This window comes from Salipiger mucosus DSM 16094 (assembly GCF_000442255.1).
In the GTDB taxonomy this organism is placed as follows: domain Bacteria; phylum Pseudomonadota; class Alphaproteobacteria; order Rhodobacterales; family Rhodobacteraceae; genus Salipiger; species Salipiger mucosus.
The window spans coordinates 237,575-262,241 of record NZ_KE557280.1; the positions used below are offsets into that span (position 1 = coordinate 237,575).

At 67.9% G+C, this 24,667-nt stretch carries 24 protein-coding genes and 1 pseudogene; 16 read left to right on the plus strand and 9 right to left on the minus strand.

Annotation, left to right across the window (positions count from 1 at the left end):
* Window positions 1–3 precede the first annotated feature (3 nt).
* Both SALMUC_RS19790 and SALMUC_RS19795 read right to left on the minus strand, forming a co-directional pair.
* A complete protein-coding gene (locus SALMUC_RS19790) occupies window positions 4–1,347 on the minus strand; it encodes a TrkH family potassium uptake protein (RefSeq protein ID WP_020042309.1) in 1,344 nt (447 codons plus the stop codon).
* A gap of 18 nt (window positions 1,348–1,365) precedes the next feature.
* Window positions 1,366–2,028, minus strand: a complete 663-nt coding sequence (locus SALMUC_RS19795; RefSeq protein WP_020042310.1) for a potassium channel family protein — start codon at window positions 2,026–2,028, stop codon at window positions 1,366–1,368.
* Between the two features lie 159 nt (window positions 2,029–2,187).
* Between SALMUC_RS19795 and frr the strand changes: the two genes are divergently transcribed.
* From frr to lpxB, 12 genes are all read left to right on the plus strand, one after another.
* Entirely contained in the window at window positions 2,188–2,751 is a 564-nt protein-coding gene (frr, locus tag SALMUC_RS19800) for a ribosome recycling factor (RefSeq protein WP_020042311.1), read from the plus strand.
* Window positions 2,752–2,782: 31 nt separating this feature from the next.
* On the plus strand, window positions 2,783–3,508 hold the full coding sequence (locus SALMUC_RS19805; protein WP_020042312.1) for an undecaprenyl pyrophosphate synthase: 726 nt from the start codon (window positions 2,783–2,785) through the stop codon (window positions 3,506–3,508).
* Window positions 3,505–4,296, plus strand: a complete 792-nt coding sequence (locus tag SALMUC_RS19810) for a phosphatidate cytidylyltransferase (protein WP_020042313.1) — start codon at window positions 3,505–3,507, stop codon at window positions 4,294–4,296. Before SALMUC_RS19805 ends, SALMUC_RS19810 begins: the two co-directional genes overlap by 4 nt.
* The gene (gene dxr / locus SALMUC_RS19815) at window positions 4,293–5,459 is read left to right on the plus strand and encodes a 1-deoxy-D-xylulose-5-phosphate reductoisomerase (RefSeq protein WP_020042314.1); all 1,167 of its coding nucleotides are present in this window, start codon (window positions 4,293–4,295) and stop codon (window positions 5,457–5,459) included. The genes SALMUC_RS19810 and dxr overlap by 4 nt, the downstream gene beginning before the upstream one ends.
* A gap of 13 nt (window positions 5,460–5,472) precedes the next feature.
* Window positions 5,473–6,816 carry an RIP metalloprotease RseP gene (gene rseP / locus SALMUC_RS19820; RefSeq protein ID WP_020042315.1) on the plus strand — a complete coding sequence of 448 codons (1,344 nt, stop codon included), beginning with the start codon at window positions 5,473–5,475 and terminating at the stop codon, window positions 6,814–6,816.
* A gap of 126 nt (window positions 6,817–6,942) precedes the next feature.
* Window positions 6,943–7,068 carry a hypothetical protein gene (locus SALMUC_RS31570; RefSeq protein WP_021120687.1) on the plus strand — a complete coding sequence of 42 codons (126 nt, stop codon included), beginning with the start codon at window positions 6,943–6,945 and terminating at the stop codon, window positions 7,066–7,068.
* Between the two features lie 89 nt (window positions 7,069–7,157).
* Window positions 7,158–9,521, plus strand: coding sequence for an outer membrane protein assembly factor BamA (gene bamA / locus SALMUC_RS19825; RefSeq protein WP_021120688.1), 2,364 nt, complete (start codon window positions 7,158–7,160; stop codon window positions 9,519–9,521).
* Window positions 9,521–10,294 carry an OmpH/Skp family outer membrane protein gene (locus tag SALMUC_RS19830; protein ID WP_020042318.1) on the plus strand — a complete coding sequence of 258 codons (774 nt, stop codon included), beginning with the start codon at window positions 9,521–9,523 and terminating at the stop codon, window positions 10,292–10,294. The genes bamA and SALMUC_RS19830 overlap by 1 nt, the downstream gene beginning before the upstream one ends.
* Window positions 10,295–10,329: 35 nt before the next feature.
* Window positions 10,330–10,791, plus strand: coding sequence for a 3-hydroxyacyl-ACP dehydratase FabZ (gene fabZ / locus SALMUC_RS19835; protein ID WP_020042319.1), 462 nt, complete (start codon window positions 10,330–10,332; stop codon window positions 10,789–10,791).
* Entirely contained in the window at window positions 10,791–11,576 is a 786-nt protein-coding gene (gene lpxA, locus SALMUC_RS19840) for an acyl-ACP--UDP-N-acetylglucosamine O-acyltransferase (RefSeq protein WP_020042320.1), read from the plus strand. Before fabZ ends, lpxA begins: the two co-directional genes overlap by 1 nt.
* A gap of 8 nt (window positions 11,577–11,584) precedes the next feature.
* A complete protein-coding gene (locus SALMUC_RS19845; protein ID WP_020042321.1) occupies window positions 11,585–12,379 on the plus strand; it encodes an LpxI family protein in 795 nt (264 codons plus the stop codon).
* Complete coding sequence (gene lpxB, locus SALMUC_RS19850) at window positions 12,376–13,548, plus strand: lipid-A-disaccharide synthase (protein ID WP_020042322.1); 1,173 nt, start codon at window positions 12,376–12,378, stop codon at window positions 13,546–13,548. Before SALMUC_RS19845 ends, lpxB begins: the two co-directional genes overlap by 4 nt.
* A gap of 58 nt (window positions 13,549–13,606) precedes the next feature.
* On the opposite strand, the gene SALMUC_RS19855 is transcribed toward lpxB, so the two are convergent.
* A complete protein-coding gene (locus tag SALMUC_RS19855) occupies window positions 13,607–14,278 on the minus strand; it encodes an invasion associated locus B family protein (RefSeq protein ID WP_020042323.1) in 672 nt (223 codons plus the stop codon).
* Window positions 14,279–14,680: 402 nt separating this feature from the next.
* On the opposite strand from SALMUC_RS19855, the gene SALMUC_RS19860 reads away from it, so the two are divergent.
* Window positions 14,681–16,207: a helicase HerA-like domain-containing protein gene (locus SALMUC_RS19860; protein ID WP_020042324.1), complete on the plus strand. Its 1,527-nt coding sequence runs from the start codon at window positions 14,681–14,683 to the stop codon at window positions 16,205–16,207.
* 6 nt (window positions 16,208–16,213) lie between these two features.
* On the opposite strand, the gene SALMUC_RS19865 is transcribed toward SALMUC_RS19860, so the two are convergent.
* Both SALMUC_RS19865 and SALMUC_RS19870 read right to left on the minus strand, forming a co-directional pair.
* A complete protein-coding gene (locus SALMUC_RS19865) occupies window positions 16,214–16,327 on the minus strand; it encodes an entericidin EcnA/B family protein (protein ID WP_020042325.1) in 114 nt (37 codons plus the stop codon).
* Between the two features lie 45 nt (window positions 16,328–16,372).
* Entirely contained in the window at window positions 16,373–18,196 is a 1,824-nt protein-coding gene (locus SALMUC_RS19870) for an extracellular solute-binding protein (protein WP_037372356.1), read from the minus strand.
* Window positions 18,197–18,530: 334 nt separating this feature from the next.
* Here SALMUC_RS19870 and SALMUC_RS19875 point away from each other — a divergent pair, with 334 nt between their 5' ends.
* Both SALMUC_RS19875 and SALMUC_RS19880 read left to right on the plus strand, forming a co-directional pair.
* Window positions 18,531–19,304 carry a 3-hydroxybutyrate dehydrogenase gene (locus SALMUC_RS19875; protein ID WP_020042327.1) on the plus strand — a complete coding sequence of 258 codons (774 nt, stop codon included), beginning with the start codon at window positions 18,531–18,533 and terminating at the stop codon, window positions 19,302–19,304.
* A gap of 112 nt (window positions 19,305–19,416) precedes the next feature.
* Window positions 19,417–20,451, plus strand: a complete 1,035-nt coding sequence (locus SALMUC_RS19880) for a patatin-like phospholipase family protein (protein ID WP_020042328.1) — start codon at window positions 19,417–19,419, stop codon at window positions 20,449–20,451.
* Window positions 20,452–20,470: 19 nt separating this feature from the next.
* On the opposite strand, the gene SALMUC_RS19885 is transcribed toward SALMUC_RS19880, so the two are convergent.
* The 3 genes from SALMUC_RS19885 to SALMUC_RS19895 all read right to left on the minus strand — a co-directional run bounded on the left by SALMUC_RS19885 (window position 20,471) and on the right by SALMUC_RS19895 (window position 23,062).
* The gene (locus tag SALMUC_RS19885) at window positions 20,471–21,169 is read right to left on the minus strand and encodes a DUF502 domain-containing protein (protein ID WP_020042329.1); all 699 of its coding nucleotides are present in this window, start codon (window positions 21,167–21,169) and stop codon (window positions 20,471–20,473) included.
* Between the two features lie 79 nt (window positions 21,170–21,248).
* Window positions 21,249–22,172 (minus strand): pseudouridine-5'-phosphate glycosidase, encoded by a 924-nt coding sequence (locus tag SALMUC_RS19890; protein WP_020042330.1) that lies wholly within the window; start codon window positions 22,170–22,172, stop codon window positions 21,249–21,251.
* Complete coding sequence (locus tag SALMUC_RS19895) at window positions 22,169–23,062, minus strand: PfkB family carbohydrate kinase (protein ID WP_020042331.1); 894 nt, start codon at window positions 23,060–23,062, stop codon at window positions 22,169–22,171. Before SALMUC_RS19895 ends, SALMUC_RS19890 begins: the two co-directional genes overlap by 4 nt.
* A gap of 121 nt (window positions 23,063–23,183) precedes the next feature.
* On the opposite strand from SALMUC_RS19895, the gene SALMUC_RS19900 reads away from it, so the two are divergent.
* Window positions 23,184–24,449 (plus strand): NAD(P)/FAD-dependent oxidoreductase, encoded by a 1,266-nt coding sequence (locus tag SALMUC_RS19900; protein WP_020042332.1) that lies wholly within the window; start codon window positions 23,184–23,186, stop codon window positions 24,447–24,449.
* A gap of 61 nt (window positions 24,450–24,510) precedes the next feature.
* On the opposite strand, the pseudogene SALMUC_RS31245 reads toward SALMUC_RS19900, so the two are convergent.
* A pseudogene (locus tag SALMUC_RS31245) lies at window positions 24,511–24,667 on the minus strand (IS30 family transposase); the annotation flags it as partial.

Below are 24,667 nucleotides of genomic sequence, written 5' to 3' on the forward strand. Positions count from 1 at the left end.
CCGTCAGCCGAGGTGGATGCGACCTTCGGGGTAGCGCACCAGCGGGTGCGCACGGGTTGCCAGGAAGTATCCCAGCGTGAGCGGCCCCACCCGGCCGATGAACATGATCACGCCGATCACCGCCTGCCCGAAGAGCGACAATTCGCCGGTGAAGCCGCGGCTGAGCCCCACGGTGCCGAAGGCACTGGCGACCTCGAAACTCACGTCGAGGAAATGCCCCTCATGCGTGGCCGAGAGCAGGAACACGCCGAGGAACACCAGCATCACGCTGATCGCCGTGAGCGCCATGACCTTGAGCACCTCGGTCAGGGGGATCGACCGGCCGAAGGCCGAAAGCTGGGTGCGGCGGCGGAAGAAGGCCACCGTCGCGAGGCACATGACCACGAAGGTGGTGACCTTGATCCCGCCCGCTGTCGACGTCGGGCCCGCCCCGATCAGCATGAGCGAAATCACCATCAGCGCGGTGCTGTCGTGGATGCCCGCCATGTCCACGGTGTTGAAGCCTGCCGTTCGGGGCGTCACTCCTTGGAACCAGCTCACCAAGAGGCGTGCTGCCGCGCTGTCATAATCTCCTAGCGTCAACGGGTTCGTCCATTCCAGCACGGCAAAGCAGCCCACCGACCAGAGGATCAGCCCGAGGCTGCCCGTGAGCATGATCTTGCTGTGCAGCGTATAGCGGCTCCAGCGATGGTGGCGCAGGATGTCGTCGATCACCACGAATCCCAGCCCGCCCACGATCAGCAGAGCCGGGATCGCGAGGTTCACCACCGGGTCGGTCGCGAAGGGCACGAGCCCCTCCGAAAAGGTCGAGAAGCCCGCGTTGTTGAAGGCCGAGACCGAATGGAAGAGCGCGGTCCAGAGACCGGGCCAGAATCCCTGTAGCGGCACGAAGGTGAAGCACAGCAGCAGCGCGCCGATCGCCTCGCAGACCAGAACGACCTGAAAGATCCGGCGCACCAACGCCATGATCCGGTGCAGCGAACTCTGGTTGAGCTCCTCGCGCAGGTAAATCTGGCCGTGCAGCCCCACGGGCACCCGCAGCGCCGCCAGCACGAAGACCGCGAAGGTCATGAGCCCCAGCCCGCCGAGCTGGATCAGCGCCAGCAGCACGGCCTGGCCGAAAAGGGTGAATTGCGTGCCGGGATCCACCACGATGAGCCCGGTCACGGTGACCGCCGAGGTCGCGGTGAAAAGCGCATCCGACCAGCTCAGCGGCACGCGGCTGGCCCAGGGCAGGAGAAACAGCGCGGTGCCCAGCACGATGAAGCCCGCGTAGAGCAGCGCCAGCATCAGCGGCGGCGGGACCGCCGTGACCCGGCGCAGAATGCGGCGACGAAGGCCCGTCATGTCGCCCCGGCTCGCGTTTCAGAGTCCATCGCCGAAGGCACGCAGATCGCCGCGGCGGCCCAGAACGATGAGCTTGTCGCCCTCCTTGAGGGCGGGCGCCGCCGCGTGGCAGTCGATGAACTCGGTGCCACGCATGGCGCCCAGCAGCCGCAGGTCGGGCCATTCCTCGAGCCCCAGCGCCTCGGTCGTCTCGCCACCCAAGCGTTCGGGCACGAGCATGTTGACCACGCTGTACCCGTTGCCGAGGCTGACGTAGTCCTTTACCATCGGGTTGTTGAGCATCTGCGCGATGTGGCGGCCGATCTCCTGCTCGGGCTGGATCACGCGGTCGGCGCCCAGCTTGGAGAGGATGCGGTGGTGCGTCTTGTCTCCGGCCTTGCACCAGATCTGGTCCAGCCCCAGCACCCGCAGGTTCATGGTCGCCAGGATCGAGGACTGCAGATCACTGCCGATGGCAACCAGTGCCACGCCGTAGCGGTCGATCCCGGCCTCGCGCAGAGCGGTCTCGTCGGTGGCGTCGAGGATGGCGGTCGCGGGCAGATCCTCGGCAAAGCGGGCGACCCGCGTCTCGTCCGAATCCACGCCAAGAACGTGGTTTCCGAAGCGCGCCAGTTCGAGCGCGACGGTCGAACCGAAGGCGCCAAGCCCGATCACGGCGTAGCTGGGGTTCGCGCGTGCCAAGTGCCTCATTCCACGGGATTTCGCAGAAGCAAGCGTTTCACCGCCCGCGCGAGCTGTCAAGCAGGCGGGCCGCGGCCTGCGGGCGCAAATCGCTATACATCCGGGGCTTGCTGCCTTAGAAGGCCGGAAGGACAAGAACACGGAGCGGACAAGACCACCATGTCTGAAGACTTCGAACTCGACACGGACGACCTCAAACGCCGGATGGACGGCACGCTGTCGAACCTGCGCACGGAATTCGCCTCGCTGCGGACAGGGCGGGCCTCGGCCTCGATGCTGGAACCGGTCCAGGTCGAGGCATACGGCCAGATGACGCCGATCAACCAGGTGGGCACCGTCAACGTGCCCGAACCGCGGATGGTCACCATCAACGTCTGGGACAAGGGCCTCGTGAACAAGGTCGAGAAGGCCATTCGCGAGAGCGGGCTGGGCATCAACCCCCAGATGAACGGCACGATCATCATGCTGCCGATCCCCGAGCTCAACGAAGAGCGCCGCCGCGAGCTCGGCAAGGTCGCCGGCCAGTATGCCGAGCACGCCCGCGTCTCGATCCGCAACGTGCGCCGCGACGGCATGGACCAGATCAAGAAGGCCAAGGCCGACGGCATCTCCGAGGACGACCAGAAGTTCTGGGAGACCGAGGTGCAGGAGCTGACCGACGAGTACATCAAGAAGGTCGACGCCGCGCTGGAGACCAAGCAGGAAGAGATCATGCAGGTCTGAGACGGCCCGCGCGAGCCAGGAAGGGGGCGCCATGCCCAAACCGATCCGCGACTGCGCCGGCCCGCGTCATGTGGCGATCATCATGGACGGCAACGGTCGCTGGGCACAGGGCCGCGGCCGGCCGCGCCTGTTCGGCCATCACGCGGGCGCCAAGCGCGTGCGCGAGATCGTCGAGGCCTGCCCGGACGTGGGGGTCCGCTACCTGACGATCTTCGCGTTCTCGACAGAGAACTGGAAGCGCACCCAGAACGAGGTGGCGGGGCTCATGAGCCTCTTCCGCCGCTACATCACCAAGGAAGCCAAGGCTCTGCGTGCCGAGAACGTGCGCGTGCGTTTCATCGGTGACCGCCTGCGGCTCGACGACAAGCTTGTCACGCTGATGGACGAGCTCGAGTTGATGACGGCCGACTGCACCGGCGTCAACCTGACCATCGCGCTCAATTACGGCGGCCGCGACGAGGTCGCGCGCGCGACACGGCGGCTGGCGCAGGACGTGGCGGAGGGCCGCCTGAAGCCCGAGGATGTGGGCGAGGAGACGTTGCCCAAGTATCTCGACACCTGCGTGCTGCCGGATCCGGATCTCGTGATCCGCACCAGCGGCGAGGCGCGGATCTCGAACTTCCTGCTCTGGCAGTCGGCCTATGCCGAGTACGAATTCGTTGATACTCTCTGGCCGGATTTCACCGACACCGAATTCTCCGGGCTCGTGCGTGCCTACGGCCGCCGAGAGCGCCGCTACGGGGGCGTGAAGGCATGACCTCGGTCTCGCGTTGGCAGGACCTGCGGCCGCGCATGCTCTCGGCCGCCGTGCTGATCGCACTTGCCCTGGTCACAGTCTGGATCGGCGGCCTTGTCTGGCGCGCCTTCATCTCGCTGGCCTGCGGGATCATGGTCTGGGAACTCGTGCGCATGGTCGACACCGCGCGCGACCGGTCGGCGCATGTGTTGGGGGTTATCGCGGGTGTCTGCTCGCTTGCGGCAATCTACCTGCCGCCATCCTTCGCCCTGCCGCTTCTGTTGTTGCCCTCGATGGCCGGCTTCGGCCGGATGGAGCGCGGCGGCGTGACCTATGCCGTCTTCACCGCGCTGATCATGCTGGCAAGCTACGGCTTCATGGCGCTGCGGGCCGATTTCGGCCTGATCTGGATGCTCTGGCTGGTCTGCGTCGTCGTCATCACCGACGTCGGCGGCTACTTTGCCGGCCGCGCGATCGGCGGCCCCAAGCTCTGGCCCCGGGTCAGCCCCAAGAAGACTTGGTCCGGCGCCATCGCCGGCTGGGTCGGCGCCGCGGTGGTGGGCCTGGTCTTTGCCGGCACGACACAGGCCGGAGCCGGGCTCATGGGCGTCTCCATCGCGGTCTCGATGGCCAGCCAGATCGGGGACATGGCCGAGAGCACGGTCAAGCGTCGCGCCGGGGTCAAGGACAGCTCGAACCTCGTGCCCGGCCACGGCGGGCTTCTCGACCGGTTCGACGGCATGCTGGGGGCGGCGCTCTTCCTGCTGGTGGCAGGGCAGATCGTGAACTTTCCGCCGGGGGTGGAATGAAACGCATCTCGATCCTTGGCGCGACCGGATCCATCGGGCAGAACACCATAGACCTCATCGACCGCGCGACGCAGACCTACGAGGTCGTGGCATTGAGCGGTGGCAGGAACGTCGCGCAACTGGCTGACGACGCACGCAGATTGCGCGCCGAGGTGGCCGTGACCGCGCACGACGAACTGTTGCCCGAGCTGCGCGACCTGCTCGAGGGTTCGGGCGTCGAGGCCGCCGCTGGCACGACTGCCCTGATCGAAGCAGCGCGACGCCCGGCCGACTGGGTCATGTCGGCCATCGTCGGGGCGGCCGGGCTCGCGCCGGGGCTGGCGGCGCTCCAGCAGGGGGCGACGCTGGCGCTGGCGAACAAGGAGAGCATGGTCTGCGCCGGCCCGCTGGTGATGGCGACGGCGCAGGCGCATGGCGGATCGGTCCTGCCGGTCGACAGCGAGCATTCGGCGGTCTTCCAGGCGCTCATCGGTGAAGACATCGCAAGCGTCGAGCGGGTCATCATCACCGCCTCCGGCGGAGCCTTCCGCGACTGGCCCGAGGAACGGCTGGCCGAGGCCACGCCCGAGCAGGCCGCGACCCATCCCAACTGGGACATGGGCCAGCGCATCACCATCGACTCCGCGTCGATGTTCAACAAGGCGCTGGAAGTCATAGAAACGAAAGAGTTTTTCGGCATCGACCCGGAGAAGGTCGAGGTCGTGGTGCATCCGGAGTCGATGATCCATGCGCTCGTGGGGTTCAACGACGGGGCGCTCATGGCGCATGTCGGCGCGCCGGACATGCGCCACGCCATCGGCTTCGCGCTGCATTACCCCGAGCGGCGGCCGCTGCCGGTCGAACGGCTCGATCTTCTGAAACTCGGCAGCTTCACCTTCCGCGAGGCCTGTGAACGGCGCTGGCCCGCGTTGCGCCTCGCGCGCGAGGTCATGCGCACGGGCGGCCTCGCCGGGGCGGTCTTCAACGCCGCCAAGGAACGCGCCCTCGACGGCTTCATAGAGCGGCGCATCGGGTTCACGCGCATGGCCGGGGTGGTCGAGGAGGTGCTCGAACGCGTTTCTTCGCAAAGCGGCCTCATTCGCGCCGAGATCACCCTTGATAACGTGCAAAACGCCGACCATCTGGCCCGTAAGGCGGCCGACGAGATCATGGCCGGCAGCTGAGGGAGCGACGTCTTTGGAAATCACGCAGCTGATGCCGCAGTTCGGCGGTCTTGTCTGGACTCTGGTGGCCTTCGTGGTCGCGCTGTCCATCATCGTCGCCATCCACGAATACGGTCACTACATCGTGGGCCGCTGGTCGGGCATCGAGGCGGACGTATTTTCGCTGGGCTTTGGGCCCGTGCTGTGGTCGCGATACGACAAGCGGGGCACCCGCTGGCAGATCGCGGCGCTGCCCTTCGGTGGCTACGTCAAGTTCAAGGGCGACGCCAACGCCAGCGGGGGCTCGGACGAGTCCGCACTCGCGGGCATGTCAGACGATGAAAAGCGCCACACCATGGCCGGCGCGCCGCTCTGGGCGCGCTCGGCGACCGTGGCTGCCGGTCCACTTTTCAACTTCGCGCTGACCATCCTGCTCTTCACCGGAATCTTCATGGCACGCGGCACCGTGACCGAGCCGCTGACCGTCGGCGAACTGCGCCCGCTGCCCGCCGTTCAGGAACTGCAGGAAGGCGACGTCATCCTCGAGATCGAAGGGCAATCGCCGACCTCCTTCGACGACGGCGCCGGCTTCCAGGATTTCATCGAAGCTCTGCCCGATACGGCCGCCCTGGGATACACCGTCGAGCGCACCGGCAGCCGGATGACGGTCGAGGGACCGCATGTCTATCCGCCGCTCGCCACGCAGATCGTGCCGCGCTCGGCCGCGAACGAGGCGGGCATGCAGCCCGGCGACGTGATCACCACGGTCGACGGCGATCCGATCCACGTCTTCGACGAGCTGAAGGAAAAGGTCGAGGCCTCGGAAGGCGCGACGCTGGCGCTGGAGGTCTGGCGCGACGGCGAGCTGCTTCAGCTCGACATGACGCCCGAAAGCACCGACGAGCCGCTGCCCGAGGGAGGCTACCAGACGGTCTACCGCATCGGCATCGTCGGCGGCCTGTTCTTCGAACCGGCGACCGAGCTCGCCGGCCCGGTCGAGGCGCTTGGCGGGGCTGTGACCCGCACCGCGAGCATCATCACCGGCTCGCTTTCGGGCCTTTGGCACATGGTCACCGGCAGCATTTCCTCGTGCAATCTCTCCGGGCCCATCGGCATCGCCGAGACCTCGGGCGCCATGGCGGCACAGGGCGGGCAGAGCTTCCTGACCTTCATCGCGGTGCTCTCGACGGCGGTGGGCCTCATCAACCTCTTCCCGGTTCCGGTGCTCGATGGCGGGCACCTGGTGTTCCACGCCTGGGAAGCGGCAACGGGCCGTCCGCCCTCGGACAAGGCGCTGAACGCGCTGATGTCGATCGGGCTCGTGCTGATCCTCGGCCTCATGGCCTTTGCCCTGACGAACGACATCTTCTGCCCCTGAGCGCCGGCCCGCGCCGGCCGCGCGGGGCAGGGCGCCAACATGCGCAAGTTCTTCATAAAACGCCCTAAAAGGGCCATATTCCCAGCGTAGCTCAGGCCGAGTGAAATACGACTCGGAGTGATCTCCATGCAAACGATCAATGCCGGATACAAGAGCCTGAGCCTGCTGGTCACCATCAACTGGGACCGGCTCCTCTACGTCTTCACGATCCTCGCCGCGCTCTTTCTCGGCGCCTTCGTCGGATCGCTTTGACGGCGCGAGGTTTCGGACTTTCGGCTTTTGACAAGGCCCCCCAATCCCGATACTCACGTTTGAAAAACACGGCGGAGTAAAGTGGTGGCATGACCAACGGGCTTTCGGGGGACGAGCCCCGGCGTCCGGCGCGCGCAGGTCGCGTCGGCGTCTCTCTCGCAGCAATGGCAGTTGCGCTGTCGACGGCGTTCACGGCCCTGCCTGAACCGGCAGCGGCGCAGAACTACACCTTCAACAGCGTTTCGATCGAGGGCAACCAGCGCATCGAGCCTGGCACGATCCTCAGCTACGCGGGCATCGCGCGTGGCGAGACGGTCAGCGCGGCGGAACTCAACGACGCGTATCAGCGCATCCTGGCCTCGGGCCTTTTCGAGAGCGTCGAGATCGTGCCCCAGGGCGGCACGCTGGTGATCCGCGTCGTGGAATACCCGACGATCAACCGCATCGCCTTCGAGGGCAATCAGCGCCTCGACGACGAGGCCCTCGCGGCCATCGTCGAGTCGCAGTCGCGCCGGGTCTACAGCCCCAGCACGGCCGAGGCCGACGCCAACTCCATCGCCGAGGCCTACGTGACCGAAGGGCGCATCGCCGCCCGGGTCACACCCAAGCTGATCCGCCGGTCGGAAAACCGCGTCGACCTGGTTTTCGAGGTCTTCGAGGGCGGCGTCAGCGAGGTTGAACGCATCGGCTTCGTCGGCAACGACGCCTATTCCGACCGCCGGCTGCGCCGCGTGCTGGAAACCAAGCAGGCCGGCTTGCTGCGCGCAATCATCCGCAGCGATACCTTCATCGAGGATCGTATCCAGTTCGACCGGCAGCTGCTGGAGGATTTCTATTCCTCCCGCGGCTACGTCGACTTCCGCATAACCGGCGTCAACGCCGAGCTGTCCGAGGAGCGTGACGGCTACTTCATCACCTTCAACGTGGAGGAAGGGCAGCAATTCGCCTTCGGCGACGTGACGGTGGAATCCGACCTGCCGGAAGTGGACGTCGCCAAGTTCCAGGACGCCATTCGGCTGCGCTCGGGGCGGACCTATTCGCCCAGCCACGTCGAGACGGAGATTGCCCGGCTCGAACGTCTCGCGGTCCAGGAGGGGCTGAACTTCGTTCGCGTCGATCCGCGGATCAGCCGCAACGAACGCGACCTGACGCTGGACGTCTCCTTCGTGCTGACACGCGGCGAGCGCATCTTCGTCGAGCGCATCGACATCGAGGGCAACACCACGACGCTCGACCGCGTCGTGCGGCGCCAGTTCGACACCGTCGAGGGCGACCCCTTCAATCCGCGCGCCATCCGGCAGGCGGCCGAGCGCATCCGCGCCCTGGGCTACTTTGCCAACGCCAACGTCGAAGCGCGCGAGGGTTCGACCCCGCAGCAGGTCATCGTCGACGTGGACGTCGAGGAACAGCCCACCGGCGCGATCAGCTTCGGCGGCTCCTACTCGACGACCAGCGGCTTCGGCGCGGCGATCTCCTTCAGCGAGAGCAACTTCCTCGGCCGTGGCCAGAAGCTGTCGCTGGGGGTCAACACCGCCTCGTCGGCCAGCAGCTACAACTTCAACTTCATCGAACCGGCCTTCCTCGGCCGCGATGTCGAGTTCGGCATCGCGCTGAACTACACCGAGACGGACAACCAGTACTCGGAGTACGATACCGGCACTGGCATCTTCCGGCCAAGCTTCGGCTTCCCGATCTCGGACAACACGCGGCTGACCCTGCGCTACACGGCGCGCTACACCGACATCCGTAACGCCAGTGACGGCGACGCCGGTCAGATCATCCAGTACGAAGAGGGCCTCGGTGAGCGTGTCGACAGCGAGTTGGGCTACACGCTCAGCTACGACACGCGGCGGACGGGCCTGAACCCCAATGCCGGCGTACTGCTGGAATTCGGGCAGGACTTCGGCGGCCTCGGCGGCGATACGAACTACGTGCGCACCAACATGCGTGCCGTGGCCCAGACGCTCGTCCTCAACGAGGAGGTCACGCTGCGCGCGGCCGTCGAGGCGGGCGCGCTCAACTACACCAGCGGCGTGAGCCGCGTGACCGACCGCTTCCTGCTCAGCGACAGCACCTTCCGGGGCTTCGAGTACGGCGGCATTGGTCCGCGCGAATACGACGGCCCCTCGGACGTCGACGACGCTGTCGGCGGCAACTTCTTTGCCGTGGCGCGGTTCGAGGCCGAATTCCCGGTCGGTCTGCCCGAGGAATACGGCGTGACCGGCGGCCTGTTCTACGACGTGGGCTCGGTCTGGGGACTGTCGGACGACACCGTGGACCAGACCTCCAACTCGATCCTCTACGAGGACGCCAGCCTGCGGCACGTGGTCGGCTTCTCGGTCTTCTGGGATTCGGCGCTGGGTCCGCTTCGACTGAACTTCTCGCAGCCGTTGAAAAAGGAAGACCGCGACCGCGAGCAGAACTTCAGCCTGTCGATCTCGACCGAATTCTGATGCGGCGCGCGGCCCTGGTGACGCGCCTGGCGGCCGCGCTGCTCCTGCTCGCGTCGCCGCTGGCGGCGCAGGACGCGAGCGGCCCCGGGGCATCGCTCCCGGGGCCGCGCGCAAACGCGCCGCGGGCCGGCGTGGTGCAAAGCCCGATCCTGACCATCGAGTTCGACCGCGTCTACGCGGAAAGCGCCTTTGGCGCGCGGGTCGCCCAGGCGATCGAGGACGAAGGCGCCGAGATCGCAGCCGAGAACCGCCGCATCGAATCCGAGCTCATCGCCGAGGAACAGGATCTGACCGACCGGCGCGCGACCCTTCCGCCCGACGAGTTCCGAGAGCTGGCCGATGCCTTCGACGAGAAGGTGCAGCGCCTGCGGGACGAGCAGGACGCCAAGGCGCGCGCGCTCACCAACCGCTCGGACGAGCGGCGCCGGCAGTTTCTCGCCCTTGCCGAACCCGTCCTGGCCACGATCATGCGCGAAGCCGGCGCGGCGGTGATCCTCGACAAGCGGTCGGTCTTCCTGTCGGCCGGCGTGATCGACATCACCGAACTCGCGATCGACCGGATCGACGAGCAGATCGGCACTGGCGGCGAGTTGCCCGAACCGGACGCGACCGAGACCGCGCCCGAGGCAAATGACAGCCGCCCCCGGCGAAAGCCCGCAGCTTTTGTCGGTCCCGGACCCGGGCACGAACCCGGACGAGGGCCCCGCAGAGTGACCCCTTGCACGCAAGGGGCAGCGGCGCCGCCGCTTGCTCACCGCGACACCGGTTGCTAGGGACGAAGGCAATAGGTTTCCACGAAAGGCTCCAGATGACCGAAACGCTCGCCCGCGCGGACATCCAGCTCATCCAGCGCATCCTGCCACATCGCTACCCGTTCCTGCTCGTGGACCGGGTCGAGGACATCGACGGCACGCGCTCGGCGGTGGGCATCAAGAACGTCACGATGAACGAGCCTCATTTCCAGGGCCATTTTCCGGGCCAGCCGATCATGCCCGGCGTGACCATCGTGGAGGCCATGGCCCAGACCGCGGCGGTCATGGTGGGCGTGGCGCTGGATCTCGCCGACAAGGAGTTGAAGGTCTATTTCATGGCCATCGACAAGTGCAAGTTCCGCCGCATGGTGGTGCCGGGCGATCAGCTGCGCATGTCGCTGACCACCGTGCGCGGCAAGCCCGGCGGGAAGGTCTGGAAATTCCAGGGCCGCGCCGAGGTCGAGGGCGAGATGGCCGCCGAGGCCGAGTTCACCGCGATGATGGACCTGCCAACGTGATGCCCGCCGTGATCCACCCGAGCGCCGTGGTGGAACGCGGCGCGCAGATCGCCGAGGACTGCAAGATCGGTCCCTTCTGTCACGTCGGCCCCGAGGTGGTGCTGGGCCGCGGCGTCGAGCTGAAAAGCCACGTCGTGGTGACCGGCGCCACCGAGATCGGCGACGAGACGATGGTCTTTCCCTTCGCGGTCATCGGCGAGATACCGCAGGACCTCAAGTTCAAGGGCGAGGAGACGCGCCTCGTCATCGGCAAGCGGAACCGCATCCGCGAGCACGTCACGATGAACTGCGGCACGGACGGCGGTGGCGGACTGACGAAAGTCGGCGACGACGGGCTCTTCATGGCCGGCTGCCACGTGGCGCACGATGCGCAGGTGGGCGACCGGGTGATCCTCGTGAACAACTCGGCGCTGGCGGGGCATTGCGTGATCGAGGACGACGTCATTGTCGGCGGGCTCTCGGGCGTGCACCAGTGGGTGCGCATCGGACGCGGCGCGATCATCGGCGCGGTCACCATGGTGACCAACGACGTGATCCCCTACGGCCTCGTGCAGGCCCCGCGCGGCAAGCTCGACGGGCTGAACCTCGTGGGGCTCAAGCGCCGGGGCGTGAGCCGCTCCGACATCACCGCGCTGCGGGCGGCCTTCCAGATGCTGGCGCAGGGCGAGGGCGCCTTTGCGGATCGCGCGAAGCGGCTCGGCAACGAGACCCAGAGCGACTACGTCCGCGAGATCGTCGATTTCATCCTTGGCGACAGCGACCGCCATTTCCTCACGCCGGGCTGAGCAATCCCGTGCTGGCGCTGATCGCAGGGCAGGGGGCCTTGCCCCGCGCGGTGGCCGAAGCGCAGGCGCAGCCACCCGTCGTCTGCGCGCTCGAGCCGCTCGAGCCCGAGGGTCTGACGCCCGACATCCGCTTCCGCATCGAACGGCTGGGCAGGCTGCTGCGCGATCTCGAGGTGCGCGGCGTGACGACTGTCTGCATGTGCGGCGCCGTGCCCCGGCCCGAGCTTCGGCTCGGGCGGCTGGACTGGCGAACGCTGCGCCTGCTGCCGCGCGTGATCCGCGCGCTGCGGCGGGGCGATGACGGAGCCCTGCGCATCGCGGTGAGCATCTTCGAGGACGCGGGCCTGCGTGTCATCGGTGCGCACGAGGCGGCGCCCGTGCTGCTGCCTCCGCCCGGTGTCGCGACCCGCACCACGCCCGGCGAGGGAGTGGCCGAGATGGCGGCCCTCGGGGATCAGGTGAGCGCCGAACAGGGCGCCGTCGACCTGGGCCAGGCCTGCGTCATACGGGGTTCCGAGGTGCTGGCGCGAGAGGACGACTCCGGCACCGATGCGATGCTCGCCGCGCTGCCGGAAGGCGGCGGCGCGGGCGGCATCCTCTACAAGGCGCCCAAGCCGGGGCAGGATCGCCGTGTCGATCTGCCGGTCATCGGCCCGCAGACCGCACGCGGCGCTGTCCGCGCAGGGCTGGCGGGCATCGTGATCGAGGCGCGCGGTGTCATGGTGCTGAACCGCGCCGAGGTGATCGAGGCGCTCGACGCGGCAGGCGCCTTTCTCTGGGTTCGCGAAAGGCCGGAACCATGAAGGTATTCATCACGGCAGGCGAAGCCTCCGGCGACCGGCTGGGCGCTGCGCTGATGGCCGGGCTGCGCGAGCTGGTGCCCGATGTCGAGTTCATCGGTATCGGCGGCGAGCGGATGCTGGAAGAGGGGCTCGAGAGCCTCTTTCCCATGGACGAGATCAGCATCATGGGCATCGGCGCGATCCTCAAGGAATACCGCGCCCTCAAGGCCCGCATTCGCGAAACCGCTGAGGCGGTGGTCGAGGCGCAGCCCGACGTCCTGGTGACCGTGGATCTGCCCGAGTTCTCGCTGCGGATCGCGAAAGAGGTCAAGGCGCGCTCGGACGTTCGGGTGGTGCATTACGTGGCGCCCACCGTCTGGGCCTGGCGCCCGGGCCGTGCGGCGAAGATGGCCGCGCATGTGGACCAGGTGCTGGCGCTGTTCCCCTTCGAGCCGCCCTACATGGAGGCCGCCGGCATGCGCTGCGATTTCGTCGGCCACCCGGTCGTGACCGACCCTCAGGCCACCGAAGCGGAGGCCGAGGCCTTCCGCACCCGGCACGGGCTGGGCAAGGCACCGGTCTGCCTCGTGCTGCCGGGCTCGCGGCGGTCCGAGATCTCGCGGCTGGGGCCGGTCCACGCCGAGGTGGTGCGCCGCCTTCACGCCGCGCGGCCCGAGCTACGCTTCGTGGTCCCGGCCGCCCGGCCCGTCGCGGGACTGGTCGAAACGCTGGTCGCTGACTGGCCGGGCGCGCCGGTGCTGGTCGACCCGCGCGGACTGCCGGCGCCCGAGGCCCGGGCCGAGAAACGCGCCGCCTTCGCTGCGGCGAACGTGGCACTGGCGACCTCGGGCACGGTCTCGCTGGAACTGGCGGCTGCGGGCACGCCGATGGTGGTGGCCTACGACATGCCCTGGCTCTCGCGACAGATCATCGGGCGGCTGCTGCGCACCGACACCGTCGTGCTTGTGAACCTCGTGGCGGAAAGCCGCACCGTCCCGGAGTTCGTCGGCAAGGCCTGCCGTCCCGGTCCCATCGCCGAGGCCGTCCAGCACGTACTGGAGGCGCCCGAGGCACAGGACGCGGCCATGCGGCTCACGATGGAGCGGCTCGGCCTGGGTGGCCCGCCGCCGGGCGCTCGCGCGGCGCAGGCGGTGCTGGACGGGATCGCCGGGGCAGGGCGCGACACATGAAAACGGGGCGCGCCGCCGATGCGACACGCCCCGTCTTTTCCGTGCAAATCCGTGCGCGTTACTGGCGCAGCGCCGAAGTCTCGCCATAGGCGGCGGTGAAGCCGTCAAGCGACATGCTCAGCTCGACCTGCTGGTCGGGCGCAAGCGCCGGGACGATGGTCACCTGCGCTTCGGCACCTGCCTTGAAGCGGTTCACGTCCTCGGCCGTGAAACCGACGCGCGCGTAGCAGCCGACCTGCGTGCAGAAGGAGAAGTCGTAGCGCTTCGCCTGGCCGCCATCGACCGAGACCACGAGCTTTTGCGTCAGCAGCGTCTCGAGCGGCACGACGAAGGTGCCGCCGGCCTCGACCTGGCCGCCGTTCTCCAGCCGGAAGATGCTCACCTCGGCGACGTTGCCGCCCTGGCCGTCCTTGAGCAGCTGGTACATCTGGCAGGGCTCGTCGGCTTCGACACCCTCGGGCACGCGCAGGCACTGCAGGTCCCAGTCGCCGTGCTCGGATTTCACGTAGGTCTCGGGCTGGTCCTGTCCCGGGACGGCGGGTGCGCCCTCGGTGGGTTCGCCCAGCGTGAGATCACCGCCGATATTGCCGCCGGAAGCGGGCGCCTCGGTCGAGTCTTGCGCCGCGGGTGCGTCGGATTCGGGCGTCTCGCTCTCTTGTGCCGCGGCCGGCAGCGCGCCGAGTGCCGCGATCAGCGGCAGCGCCGTCAGGATGGAAAGCGGTCTGGTCATGGATACTCCCCTGGGATCGTCATCATTTGCCGTCGATCTAGCACGACCGGCGCCGGCTGTCAGGCCGGAAATCCCTGACTTTTCGGTGTGGGCGGAAGAGCGCAAGACAATGAGCAAAAAGAGAAAAGGGGCCTTGCGGCCCCTTCCCCTTGCTCCCTGTCGGACCGGCCGACTTTGTCATTGCCGGAACGCTACGAAACTCTCATGCAGTGGTCAACAGGCTTTTCAACCCCGCCCCGATCACTTTCTCGCAGAAAAAAGCCGCGCCCGAAGGCGCGGCCAGTCTGACAGGGAGGAAGTCTGCCCGGGGCTGGAGAGGACATGTGGCCCCGGACGAATTCGATACTGGCACCAATCGGTTAAGATAGTATTCTCGACCGCACGCAGTGAGGAAGGGTGGGCATGGAACGGGATGTGTTCGTGGGCGGCGGCGGCCCTGGGTACGGCACGCGGCAGAACCTGACGTTGCGTTATGCAAACCGGCACGGGTTGATCGCCGGTGCCACCGGAACAGGCAAGACGGTCACGCTGCAGATCCTGGCCGAGGGCTTTTCCAACGCCGGTGTGCCGGTCTTCCTTTCGGACGTGAAGGGCGATCTGTCGGGCCTCGCGCGGGCGGGCAGCCCGGACTTCAAGCTGCACGAGGCCTTCGCCGCGCGGGCCGCGACCATCGGCTTCGACGACTACGCCTACCATGGCACGCCCGCCGTCTTCTGGGATCTATTCGGCGAGCAGGGCCATCCCGTGCGCACCACCGTGGCCGAGATGGGGCCGCTGCTGCTGGCGCGCCTGCTGGAGCTGACCGAGGCGCAGGAGGGCGTGCTCAACATCGCGTTCCGGCTGTCGGACGACGAGGGCCTGCCGCTGCTCGATCTCGCGGATCTCCGGGCGCTGCTGCGCTTCGTGGGCGAAAGCGCGGGTGAGCTGTCGCTGCGCTACGGCAACGTCTCGACGGCCTCGGTCGGCGCCATCCAGCGGCGGCTGCTGGTGCTCGAGAACCAGGGCGGCGCACGGCTTTTCGGCGAGCCGGCACTGGATCTCCCGGACCTCATGCGCACTGACGCGCAGGGCCGGGGGCAGGTCAACATCCTCGCCGCCGACGCGCTCATGGCCGCGCCGCGGCTCTACGCAACCTTTCTGCTCTGGCTCCTGTCGGAACTCTTCGAGGAGCTGCCAGAGGTCGGCGATCCCGACAAGCCGAAGCTCGTCTTCTTCTTCGACGAGGCGCATCTGCTTTTCGACGACGCCCCAAAGGCGCTGGTCGACAAGGTCGAGCAGGTGGCGCGGCTGATCCGCTCCAAGGGCGTCGGCGTCTACTTCGTCACCCAGAACCCGGACGACATCCCGGGCGACATCCTGGGCCAGCTCGGCAACCGCGTGCAGCACGCCCTGCGCGCCTTCACCGCGCGCGACCGCAAGGCGCTGCGGCAGGCGGCCGAGACATATCGGGCCAACCCGGCCTTCGACACCGAGACGGCGATCCGCGAGGTGGGCGTGGGCGAGGCCGTGACCTCGATGCTCAAGGACAAGGGCGTGCCGGGCGTGGTGCAGCGCACGCTGATCCGCCCGCCGTCGTCGCAGCTGGGGCCGATCACGCCCGGGGAACGCGCGACAGCCATGGCCGCGTCACCGCTCGCGGGGAAATACGACACCGAGATCGACCGCGAGTCCGCGCACGAGATCCTGCTGGCCCGCGCCGAAGCGGCGGCGCAGGCGGCCGAGACAACGGAAGACGACAAGGACACCTACACCCGCGCGCGACGCTACGACCCGACACCGCGGGCCAAGCCGAAACGCCGGTCGAGCCGCTACGCGGCCCCGAGCTCCATCGGCGAGGCGCTTGGGCAGGCCGTGCTCAAGGAGCTTTCGGGCACCACCGGCAAGCGGCTGGTGCGCGGCATCCTCGGGAGCCTGTTCAAGGCGCGCTAGGCGCCGTCAGAACCAGCTCTGCACTTCGCGCGAGGCGGAGGAGACGTCCTGCCCCACGCCGTCGATGGTGGCACAACCCGCCAGCGTGGCGAGCGCGATCAGGAGAATGGCCTGGTTCATGGTCTTTGCTCTTGTTGCTCTTGTTCTTCCTGGAAGCCGTCGGGGTCAGTCGGCGGTGTCGTCCCACCACCAGGTGCGCGCCTGCCAGTCGTACCAGTCGCCGTAGACCGGCGCGTTCGCGAACTGCAATTCCTTCGCGTGGGCGATGCGCGACACCGGGTACTGGTAGAGCGGGATCACGTAGCGCCCGGCGGTCAGCACGCGGTCGAGCGCGCGGGTCGCGGCAAGGAAGCCCTCCTGGCTCTCTGCGTTCAGCATGGCGTCGATCATCGCCTCGGCGGCGGGCTGGTCCATGCCCATCCAGTTGTAGCTGCCGGGCTCCTCGACGCCCTGCGCGCCCCAGTAGAGCCGCTGCTCGGTTCCCGGTGACAGCGACACGCTGCGCCAGTAGTTCGTCATGTCGAAATCATAGTTGCTGGTCTTCTGGACGTATTGCGCCTTGTCCACGGTCTCGATGGTCGGAAAGATCCCGATCCGCTCGAGCGCCTGCACGTAGATGTCGATCATGGACTGCTCTTCGCCGCCGCCCTGCTGCAGCAGGATCTCGAAGGTGAAGGGGCGCCCCTGGGCGTCCTTCATCACGCCGTCCTGCACGGTGTAGCCGGCCTCTTCCATGAGGCGGAGCGCCTGGCGCAGGTTGCGCCGGTTGCGCGCGCTGCCGTCGCCCTCGGGCAGGGAATAACCGTCAATGGCCCCGGGCGGCAGGTCGTCGGCGAAGGGCTCCAGCAGCTCGCGCACGCGGCCCTCGGCGGGGCCCTCGCGCATGGCGAGTTGCGAGTTCGAGAAATACGAGGTGATGCGCGGCTGGCGCCCGCCGGTCACCGTCTCGTTGATGTACTCGAAGTTGAAGGCATGCAGCAGGGCGTCGCGCACGCGCCAGTCCTCGAAGACACCGCGGCGCGTGTTCATCACGAAGCCGCGGATGCCCGAGGGCCGGCCATGCGGGATTACCGACTTCACGACCTCGCCACGCTCGACGGCGGGGAAGTCGTACTGCGTCTCCCATTTCTCGGCGTTGAACTCGCGGTTCGAGTTGAGAACGCCCGCCTTGAAGGCCTCGAAGAGGGCGGTGCCGTCTGCGAACATCTCCATCCGGATCTCGTCGAGGTTGGCCTGTCCCTGCATGAAGGGCAGCTCGGCGCCCCAGTAATCGGGGTCGCGTTTGAGCGAGATGAAGCGGCCCGCTTCGAAGTCGTCGACGACGTAAGGCGCGGTCGAGATAGGCGCCACGTCGAGCCCGGAGTCCGCGAACTCCCGGTCCTCCCACTGCGCCTTCTTGAGGATCGGACGCAGGCCGATGACGAGCGCCAGCTCGCGGTTGTCGCCCTCGAAGGTGAAGCGCACCTTGCGCGGGCCGGTCTGCTCCATCTTCTCGACCGCGCCCCAGGCGCCCTGGTAGCGGGGATGGCCTTCGCTCCCCAGCGTCTCGTAGCTCCACATCACGTCCTCGACCGTGACGGGGCTGCCATCGGAGAAGCGGGCCTCCTCGCGCAGGGTGAATTCCACCCAGGATCGATTCGGCCCGGTCTCGATCGTCTCGCAGAGCAGGCAGTAGAGGGTGAAGGGTTCGTCCCAGCTGCGGCCCATCAACGACTCGTAGGCGATGAGCCGCATCAGCCAGGGCGTCGAGCCCTTGAGCACCAGCGGATTGAGGCTGTCGAAACTGCCAACCTCGCCCACTACGAGACGCCCGCCCTTGGGCGCATCGGGGTTTACATAGGGCAGGTGTTCAAAATCTGGGGGCAGGGCGGGCTCGCCATACATAGCTATGCCATGCTTCGGCTCTGCCGAGGCGATTCCCGCCGCGAGCATCAGCGCGGGAATCGCCGTCGCGCAAACGGCGACCCTACGGAAAAAATCGGCCTGCATCCTGTAAGTGCCCCTCGACTGCCCTTGTTTTCTTGGCCCCGGAGGGTACCGGCGGTTTCACGTCTTTTCAAACTTTTAGCTTGGACTCCTGCGGATTCCCGCGTATAAAGAGGGCACTGCTCGATAGGTTTCTTGCCTGTATGAAACCTGCCTCAATGACTGAACCCCGGCCTCGTGCCGGGGTTTTTTTCTGTCCGCAAGTCCGGATCGACATCACGTTACGGCAGTGGCGGCGCGTCTTGTCGCAGGCAGGGAACATACCGGCCACGCGCCCCCTTATGTTGCAGGCGCAGCGTGTTATTCTGCACCGGCATCATCGAGGAGTTTTCTAATCATGTCACTCAAGGGCAAGACCGCGATCATCACCGGCTCGAACTCGGGCATCGGGCTGGGGGTCGCCCGGGAACTGGCGCGCGCCGGTGCCTCGGTCGTTCTCAATTCCTTTACGGACAACGACGAGGACCACAAGCTGGCCGAGGACCTGGGCAAGGAATTCGGCGTCGAGGCCCGCTACATCCAGGCCGACATGTCGAAGGCGGAAGAGTGCCGCGCGCTGATCGAGAAGGCCGGCGCCTGCGATGTCCTCGTCAACAACGCCGGCATCCAGCACGTCGCACCGATCCAGGACTTCCCGACCGAGACGTGGGACGCGATCATCGCGATCAACATGAACTCTGCCTTCCACTGCACGGCAGCCGCACTGCCGATGATGCGCCGCGCCGGCTGGGGCCGGGTCGTCAACATCGCTTCGGCCCACGGCCTGACCGCCTCGCCCTACAAATCGGCCTATGTCACCGCCAAGCACGGCGTCGTCGGCATGACCAAGGTGGTGGCGCTGGAGACGGCGAAGGAGCCCATCACCGCCAACGCGATCTGCCCGGGCTACGTCAAGACGCCGCTGGTCGAAGCACAGATCCCCGACACGGCCAAGGAATACAACATGACCGAGGAGGAGGCGATCGAGAAGGTCATCCTCGACCGCCAGCCCTCGAAGGACTTCGCCACGGTCGAGCAGATCGGCGGCACCGCGGTCTTCCTGTGCTCGGACGCGGCCGACCAGATCACCGGCACGACGATCAGCGTGGACGGCGGATGGACCGCGCTCTGAAGCGATCGCATGATGCAGGGAAGAGGCGGGGCCTAGCGCCGTCTCGGGCGGCGGGCCCGGCCTCTCCCTGCGTATTTGGAACAAGAAGAAGACCCTTGGGGCGGAGAGCGACATGAGCCTTCGGATCAATCTCGCGCTGCAGGGCGGCGGCGCGCATGGCGCCTTCACCTGGGGCGTGCTCGACCGGCTGCTGGAAGAGGACGACATCGAGATCGCGGCGATCACCGGCACCTCGGCCGGCGCGCTGAACGGGGCGGCTTTGAAGGCCGGGCTCGTGACTGGCGGCAACGAGGGCGCGCGTGCGGCGCTCGACTGGCTGTGGCACGAGGTGAGCGGGATGCGGGACATGTCGGTGCCCGACTGGCTGCACACCTGGATGCCCGATCCCGGCGTGGTGAGCCGCTCGGTGCAGTACTCGGCCTCCTTCACCGTGGGCGAGGCGGTGGGGCGGATGCTCTCGCCCTATGCCTGGGGGCCGGTCTACCGAAACCCGCTGCAGCGCATCGTGGACCAGCTCGATTTCGACAACGTCTGCGCGGATGCCGACCCGGAGTTTTTCGTCTGCGCCACCTCGGTGCGCGACGGCAAGGTGCGTGTTTTCGAGGGCGAGCGCATCACCTCGGGCGCGATCCTCGCCTCGGCCTGCCTGCCGACGATCTTCCAGGCGGTCGAGATCGAGGACCCCGATACCGGCGTGACCGAGGCCTTCTGGGACGGCGGCTATACCGGGAACCCGGCGCTTTTCCCGCTGTTCCGGCGCGAGCTGCCGGATGATCTGGTGATCGTGAACATCAACCCGCTCTACCGCGAGCGGCTGCCGGTGACACCGCCCGAGATCCAGAACCGGATCAACGAGATCAGCTTCAACGCCTCGCTCCTGCGCGAGCTGCGCGCCATCGAGTTCGTGCAGCGGCTGATCGCAGAGGGCTCGATCGCCCAAGGCGCGATGAAGAACCTGCGCATCCACATGATCGCCGACGACGGGCTGATGAACGAGCTTTCGGTGGCGACAAAGATGGTGCCCGTGGCGACCGTGGTCTCGCAGCTGAAACAGGCGGGGCGGCGCGCGGCCGACACCTTCCTGACCGAGCACAGGCAGGACCTGGGGGTGCGCCAGAGCGCGGATCTGCGCGAGATGTTCGCCTGAACCGCGCCGCGCGCGGCGGTCAGGAGGCGCGGCGCACGGGCTCGACCCTGGGCTTGCCGTCGCCCTTGTTGTCGGGCGGATAGACGAGGCCCGCCGAGATCACCAGCTTGGCGGCTTCCTCGATCGTCATATCGAGCTCGATCACGTCCTCGGCCGGGAAGAACAGCAGGAAGCCCGAGGTGGGGTTCGGCGTGGTCGGAACGAAGACCGAGACCAGCTCGCCCATGGTCTCGGCGCGGTCGGCGACCTCGCCCTTGGCGGTGGTCGAGATGAAGCCGATGGCCCAGATGTCCTTGCGCGGATACTGCACGAGGCAGGCCTTCTCGAAGCTGCGCTCGGTCTGGGCGAAGACCGTCTCGGCGATCTGCTTGATGCCGGAATAGATCGAGCGGACGACGGGCGTGCGATCCACCAGCGTCTCGGCGAAGCGGATCAGCGAGCGGCCGATCAACCCCTTGGCGATCCAGCCGACCGTGATGGTGAACAGCAGGAAGATGATGACACCGACACCGCGCAGGTTGATGCCGATGTATTCCTCGGGGCTGAAGCGCTGCGGCACCAGCGGCAGCACGAACCCGTCGACCCAGCCGAAGAGCGTCCAGATCAGCCAGACGGTCAGGCCCACCGGCGCGATTACCACGATGCCGGTCAGAAAACTCGCACGCAGCGAGGAAAGCAGGCGGGGCCTGCGGGGCTTGTCGTCGAAGGGCGAGGTCATGGATGCAACCGAATGATCGAGATGCCTTCAAGGTAGGGAGTGCGCAGGCCCGGAACAATGGCTGCCGGACGCGCGGCGCTCATTCAGCTGGCTGCGCGGCGAGTTCGACCGCGATTTGCGCGCCAAGTCGGGCGTTCGCGAGCACCAGAGCGATGTTCGCGGTGAGCGATCCGCCTTCGGTGAGCTCGTAGATTCGCTGCAGCAGGTAGGGCGTCACGTCCTTGCCCGAGATGCCATGCTGCGCCGCGTCGGCGGTCGCCTGGGCGATCACCGGCGCCATGGTGCTGCGCGGGATCTCGTCTTCGGCCGGGATCGGATTCGTGACCAGCTGCCCGCCCGGGATCCCGAGCGTCTGGCGCATGCGTTGCGCGGCGGCAATTGCGCCGGCGCTGTCCATGCGCAGCGGCGCGCGGAGGCCCGCGTCGCGCGACCAGAAAGCGGGCAGGGCGTCCTGACCGTAGGCGATGACCGGAACGCCGAGGGTTTCCAGCACCTCGAGGGTCTTCGACAGGTCGAGGATCGCCTTGGCGCCGGCGCAGACCACGGTGACCGGCGTCTGCGCCAGTTCCTGCAGGTCGGCGGAGACGTCGAAACTGGTTTCGGCGCCGCGATGCACGCCGCCGATACCGCCGGTGGCGAAGACCTCGATCCCCGCGAGCCGCGCCGCGATCATGGTGGCGGCGACCGTGGTGGCGCCAGTGCGCCCCTCGGCCATGCAGATCGCGAGGTCGGCGCGGCTGAGTTTGGCTGCACGGGTCTGCTGCGCCAACGCTTCCAGCTGCGCGTCCTCGAGCCCGACGCAGAGCCGGCCTTCGATCACGGCGACGGTGGCGGGCTCGGCGCCGGCTTCGCGCACCACGCCCTCGACGCGGCGGGCCATCTCGAGGTTCTGCGGCCAGGGCATGCCGTGGGTGATGATCGTCGATTCCAACGCCACCACGGGCGCGCCGCGCACCAGCGCGTCGCGCACGGCGGGCGAGAGATGGACGAGAGGATGGGTCATGACGCGATGTCTCCGGAAACGTAGTCGGCGGCGGCACGCAGCGCGCGGTCCAGCGCGTCGGCGCGGTCGGCCTCGCCGCGCTCGGCCACGATATGGGCCGCCATGAAGGTGTCGCCCGCGCCGGTGACGCGGGTCACCAGCACCTCGGGCGGATCCTGCGCGACGCAGCCCTCGGGCGTGGCGTCGCAGGCCGTGGCACCGCCGTCGGTTACCACCGCGCGCGCGGCCCCGCGTTCGATCAGCTTCTGCGCGGCCGCGCGGGAGTCGGCGAAGGTCTCCTGGCAGAGCAGACCGGCTTCCTCGAGGTTCACGTAGAGCGTGCCGCGGCCGGCGCGCAGGAAGGGAACCAGGCGCAGCGCCTTGCCCGGGCTCGCGGGCGCGATGCGAAGGTCGGCGGCGCGGAAGGCCGGCGCGTGGGCGATCTGCTCGAGCAGCGCCTCTGTCAGGTTGCCGTCCAGCGCCACGATTCCGGGGTAGGGTGTCTCGGCCGTGCCGAGCGGCCCGTCGGTCAGCGGCGCGAGGATGCGCGCGCCCGCCTGTTCCAGCGAATGCGCGTCCGCGATGGCGGCGATCAGGCCGTTGGCGCCCTCGACCGCCATGTAGCGGTCGGTCGGCAGATCGGGCGAGCGGTAGAGATGCGCGGTCTCGCAGCCAAGCGTGGCGCAGGTCGCGATCAATTCGTCGCCCTCGGCGTCACGGCCGACGGCACTCAGCAGCGCCGGGCGCAGCCCGAAGCGGGCCAGCGTCATCGCGATGTTCATCGCCACGCCGCCGGGGATGCGGGTGATCCGGCCCGGCACGTCCGAGCCCTGCCGCATGTGCACGGCGGAGCGGCCGATCACGTCCCAGAGGACGGAGCCGATGCAGAGGATGTCGGGCGCGGTGCTCATGCCGTCCTTGTGGCCGAGCGCGCAGGTCCGGGCAAGAGCCGATGCGCCTGAGACCGTGCCGGAATCGGATTGCCTTCGCCGCGCGAGGCGCGTTTCCTGCGGCCGGTCCACAGGAGGCACGATGCTGCGCGAAGAAAATCTCTGGCATGTCACGGGCGGCGCGGCACCGGATGCTCCGGCGCTGGACCGAGACGCGTCCTGCGACCTGGCGATCGTGGGCGGTGGCTTTACCGGCTGCGCGGCGGCGCTGAGGGCGGCGGAGCAGGGCGCGAGCGTGGTTCTCTGCGAGGCCGAGCACGTGGGTCACGGCGGCTCGGGGCGGAACGTGGGCCTGGTCAACGCGGGCCTCTGGCTGCCGCCCGAGACGCTGGCCGAGACCATGGGCGCCGCGCCGGCGGCCCGTCTGACCGAGGCGCTCGGCGCTGCGCCGGCACGCGTTTTCGAGCTTATTCAACGGCATGGCATCGCCTGCGAGGCCACGCGCAGCGGCACCTTGCACTGTGCGCATGCGCCCTCGGGCATGCGGGACCTGCGCGAACGGCATCGCCAGATGGCGGCACTGGGGGCGCCGGTGACGCTGCTCGATGCAGATGAGACGCGTTTGCGGGTGGGGTCGGATGCGGTGCATGGGGGGCTGCACGATGCGCGGGCCGGAACGGTACAGCCGATGGCCTACGTGCGGGGGCTGGCCTGGGCGGCTATGAAGAATGGCGCGCAACTGCATGAGAAGACGCCGGTTTCCGGCGCGGAGTACGAGAACGGCATGTGGCGACTCACGGCCAACGGGCACACGATCCGGGCGCGCGGGCTGCTGGTCGCGACCAATGGCTATCACCGCGGCATCGCCGGGATGTACGTGCCGTACACCTCTGGCGTACATTTCTTCCAGCTCACGACGGCGCCGCTTTCGGAGGCACAGGGACACCACATCCTGCCGGGCCGCGAGGGCTGCTGGGACACGGGGCTGATCATGTCCTCGTGGCGCCGCGACGCCGCCGGGCGGCTGATCCTTGGCGGCATGGGACGGCCCGAGGGTGCGGGCCGCGCGCTGCACATGGGCTGGGCGCGGCGCAAGCTGGGGAAGCTCTTTCCCGAACTGGCCGAGCTGCCGTTCGAGAGCCACTGGACCGGGCGCATCGCGATGACCCGCGACCACGTGCCGAAGGTCCTGAGGATCGGCCGGCAAGCCTATGCGATGTTTGGATATTCCGGCCGCGGAATTGCGCCGGGCACGGTCATGGGCGAGGCGCTGGCCGATGCGATCCTGAGCGGCGATCCCGAGGCACTGCCGCTGGCACCGGTGGAGAGCTACCACGAGACCGCCACGGGCCTGCGCAGCGCCTGGTACGAAACCGGCGCGAGGGTCTGGCACGGAACGCGGACCTGAGCGCCAAGGGGGCCTGTCTTGCCGTGGACTCACGCCGAAGCGCAACGTGTGACACTTGACGCTATTCCGGCCGGTTCCTGATCTCCAGTAGACGGCTCTCGAAGACCTCGGCGGGGGTGCGGTAGCCGAGGCATTTCCTCGGCGTGGCGTTCAGTTTCCGGCAGATGGTCCTCAGCCGCTGCTGGGTCAGCGATATCGGATCGGTCGAGCGGGGCAGG

Excerpts from the sequence above, each read along its gene's own strand:
- lpxB (WP_020042322.1), top strand. The coding sequence starts at position 12,376 with ATGAAGGTATTCATCACGGCAGGCGAAGCCTCCGGCGACCGGCTGGGC.
- SALMUC_RS19865 (WP_020042325.1), bottom strand. The coding sequence starts at position 16,327 with ATGAACCAGGCCATTCTCCTGATCGCGCTCGCCACGCTGGCGGGTTGT.
- SALMUC_RS19810 (WP_020042313.1), top strand. The coding sequence starts at position 3,505 with ATGACCTCGGTCTCGCGTTGGCAGGACCTGCGGCCGCGCATGCTCTCG.
- SALMUC_RS31570 (WP_021120687.1), top strand. The coding sequence starts at position 6,943 with ATGCAAACGATCAATGCCGGATACAAGAGCCTGAGCCTGCTGGTCACC.
- SALMUC_RS19885 (WP_020042329.1), bottom strand. The coding sequence starts at position 21,169 with ATGACCTCGCCCTTCGACGACAAGCCCCGCAGGCCCCGCCTGCTTTCC.
- fabZ (WP_020042319.1), top strand. The coding sequence starts at position 10,330 with ATGACCGAAACGCTCGCCCGCGCGGACATCCAGCTCATCCAGCGCATC.
- SALMUC_RS19875 (WP_020042327.1), top strand. The coding sequence starts at position 18,531 with ATGTCACTCAAGGGCAAGACCGCGATCATCACCGGCTCGAACTCGGGC.
- SALMUC_RS19855 (WP_020042323.1), bottom strand. The coding sequence starts at position 14,278 with ATGACCAGACCGCTTTCCATCCTGACGGCGCTGCCGCTGATCGCGGCA.
- SALMUC_RS19790 (WP_020042309.1), bottom strand. The coding sequence starts at position 1,347 with ATGACGGGCCTTCGTCGCCGCATTCTGCGCCGGGTCACGGCGGTCCCG.
- SALMUC_RS19830 (WP_020042318.1), top strand. The coding sequence starts at position 9,521 with ATGCGGCGCGCGGCCCTGGTGACGCGCCTGGCGGCCGCGCTGCTCCTG.
- SALMUC_RS19805 (WP_020042312.1), top strand. The coding sequence starts at position 2,783 with ATGCCCAAACCGATCCGCGACTGCGCCGGCCCGCGTCATGTGGCGATC.
- SALMUC_RS19900 (WP_020042332.1), top strand. The coding sequence starts at position 23,184 with ATGCTGCGCGAAGAAAATCTCTGGCATGTCACGGGCGGCGCGGCACCG.
- bamA (WP_021120688.1), top strand. The coding sequence starts at position 7,158 with ATGACCAACGGGCTTTCGGGGGACGAGCCCCGGCGTCCGGCGCGCGCA.
- SALMUC_RS19870 (WP_037372356.1), bottom strand. The coding sequence starts at position 18,196 with ATGCAGGCCGATTTTTTCCGTAGGGTCGCCGTTTGCGCGACGGCGATT.
- SALMUC_RS19895 (WP_020042331.1), bottom strand. The coding sequence starts at position 23,062 with ATGAGCACCGCGCCCGACATCCTCTGCATCGGCTCCGTCCTCTGGGAC.
- dxr (WP_020042314.1), top strand. The coding sequence starts at position 4,293 with ATGAAACGCATCTCGATCCTTGGCGCGACCGGATCCATCGGGCAGAAC.
- SALMUC_RS19880 (WP_020042328.1), top strand. The coding sequence starts at position 19,417 with ATGAGCCTTCGGATCAATCTCGCGCTGCAGGGCGGCGGCGCGCATGGC.
- lpxA (WP_020042320.1), top strand. The coding sequence starts at position 10,791 with ATGCCCGCCGTGATCCACCCGAGCGCCGTGGTGGAACGCGGCGCGCAG.
- SALMUC_RS19860 (WP_020042324.1), top strand. The coding sequence starts at position 14,681 with ATGGAACGGGATGTGTTCGTGGGCGGCGGCGGCCCTGGGTACGGCACG.
- SALMUC_RS19890 (WP_020042330.1), bottom strand. The coding sequence starts at position 22,172 with ATGACCCATCCTCTCGTCCATCTCTCGCCCGCCGTGCGCGACGCGCTG.
- frr (WP_020042311.1), top strand. The coding sequence starts at position 2,188 with ATGTCTGAAGACTTCGAACTCGACACGGACGACCTCAAACGCCGGATG.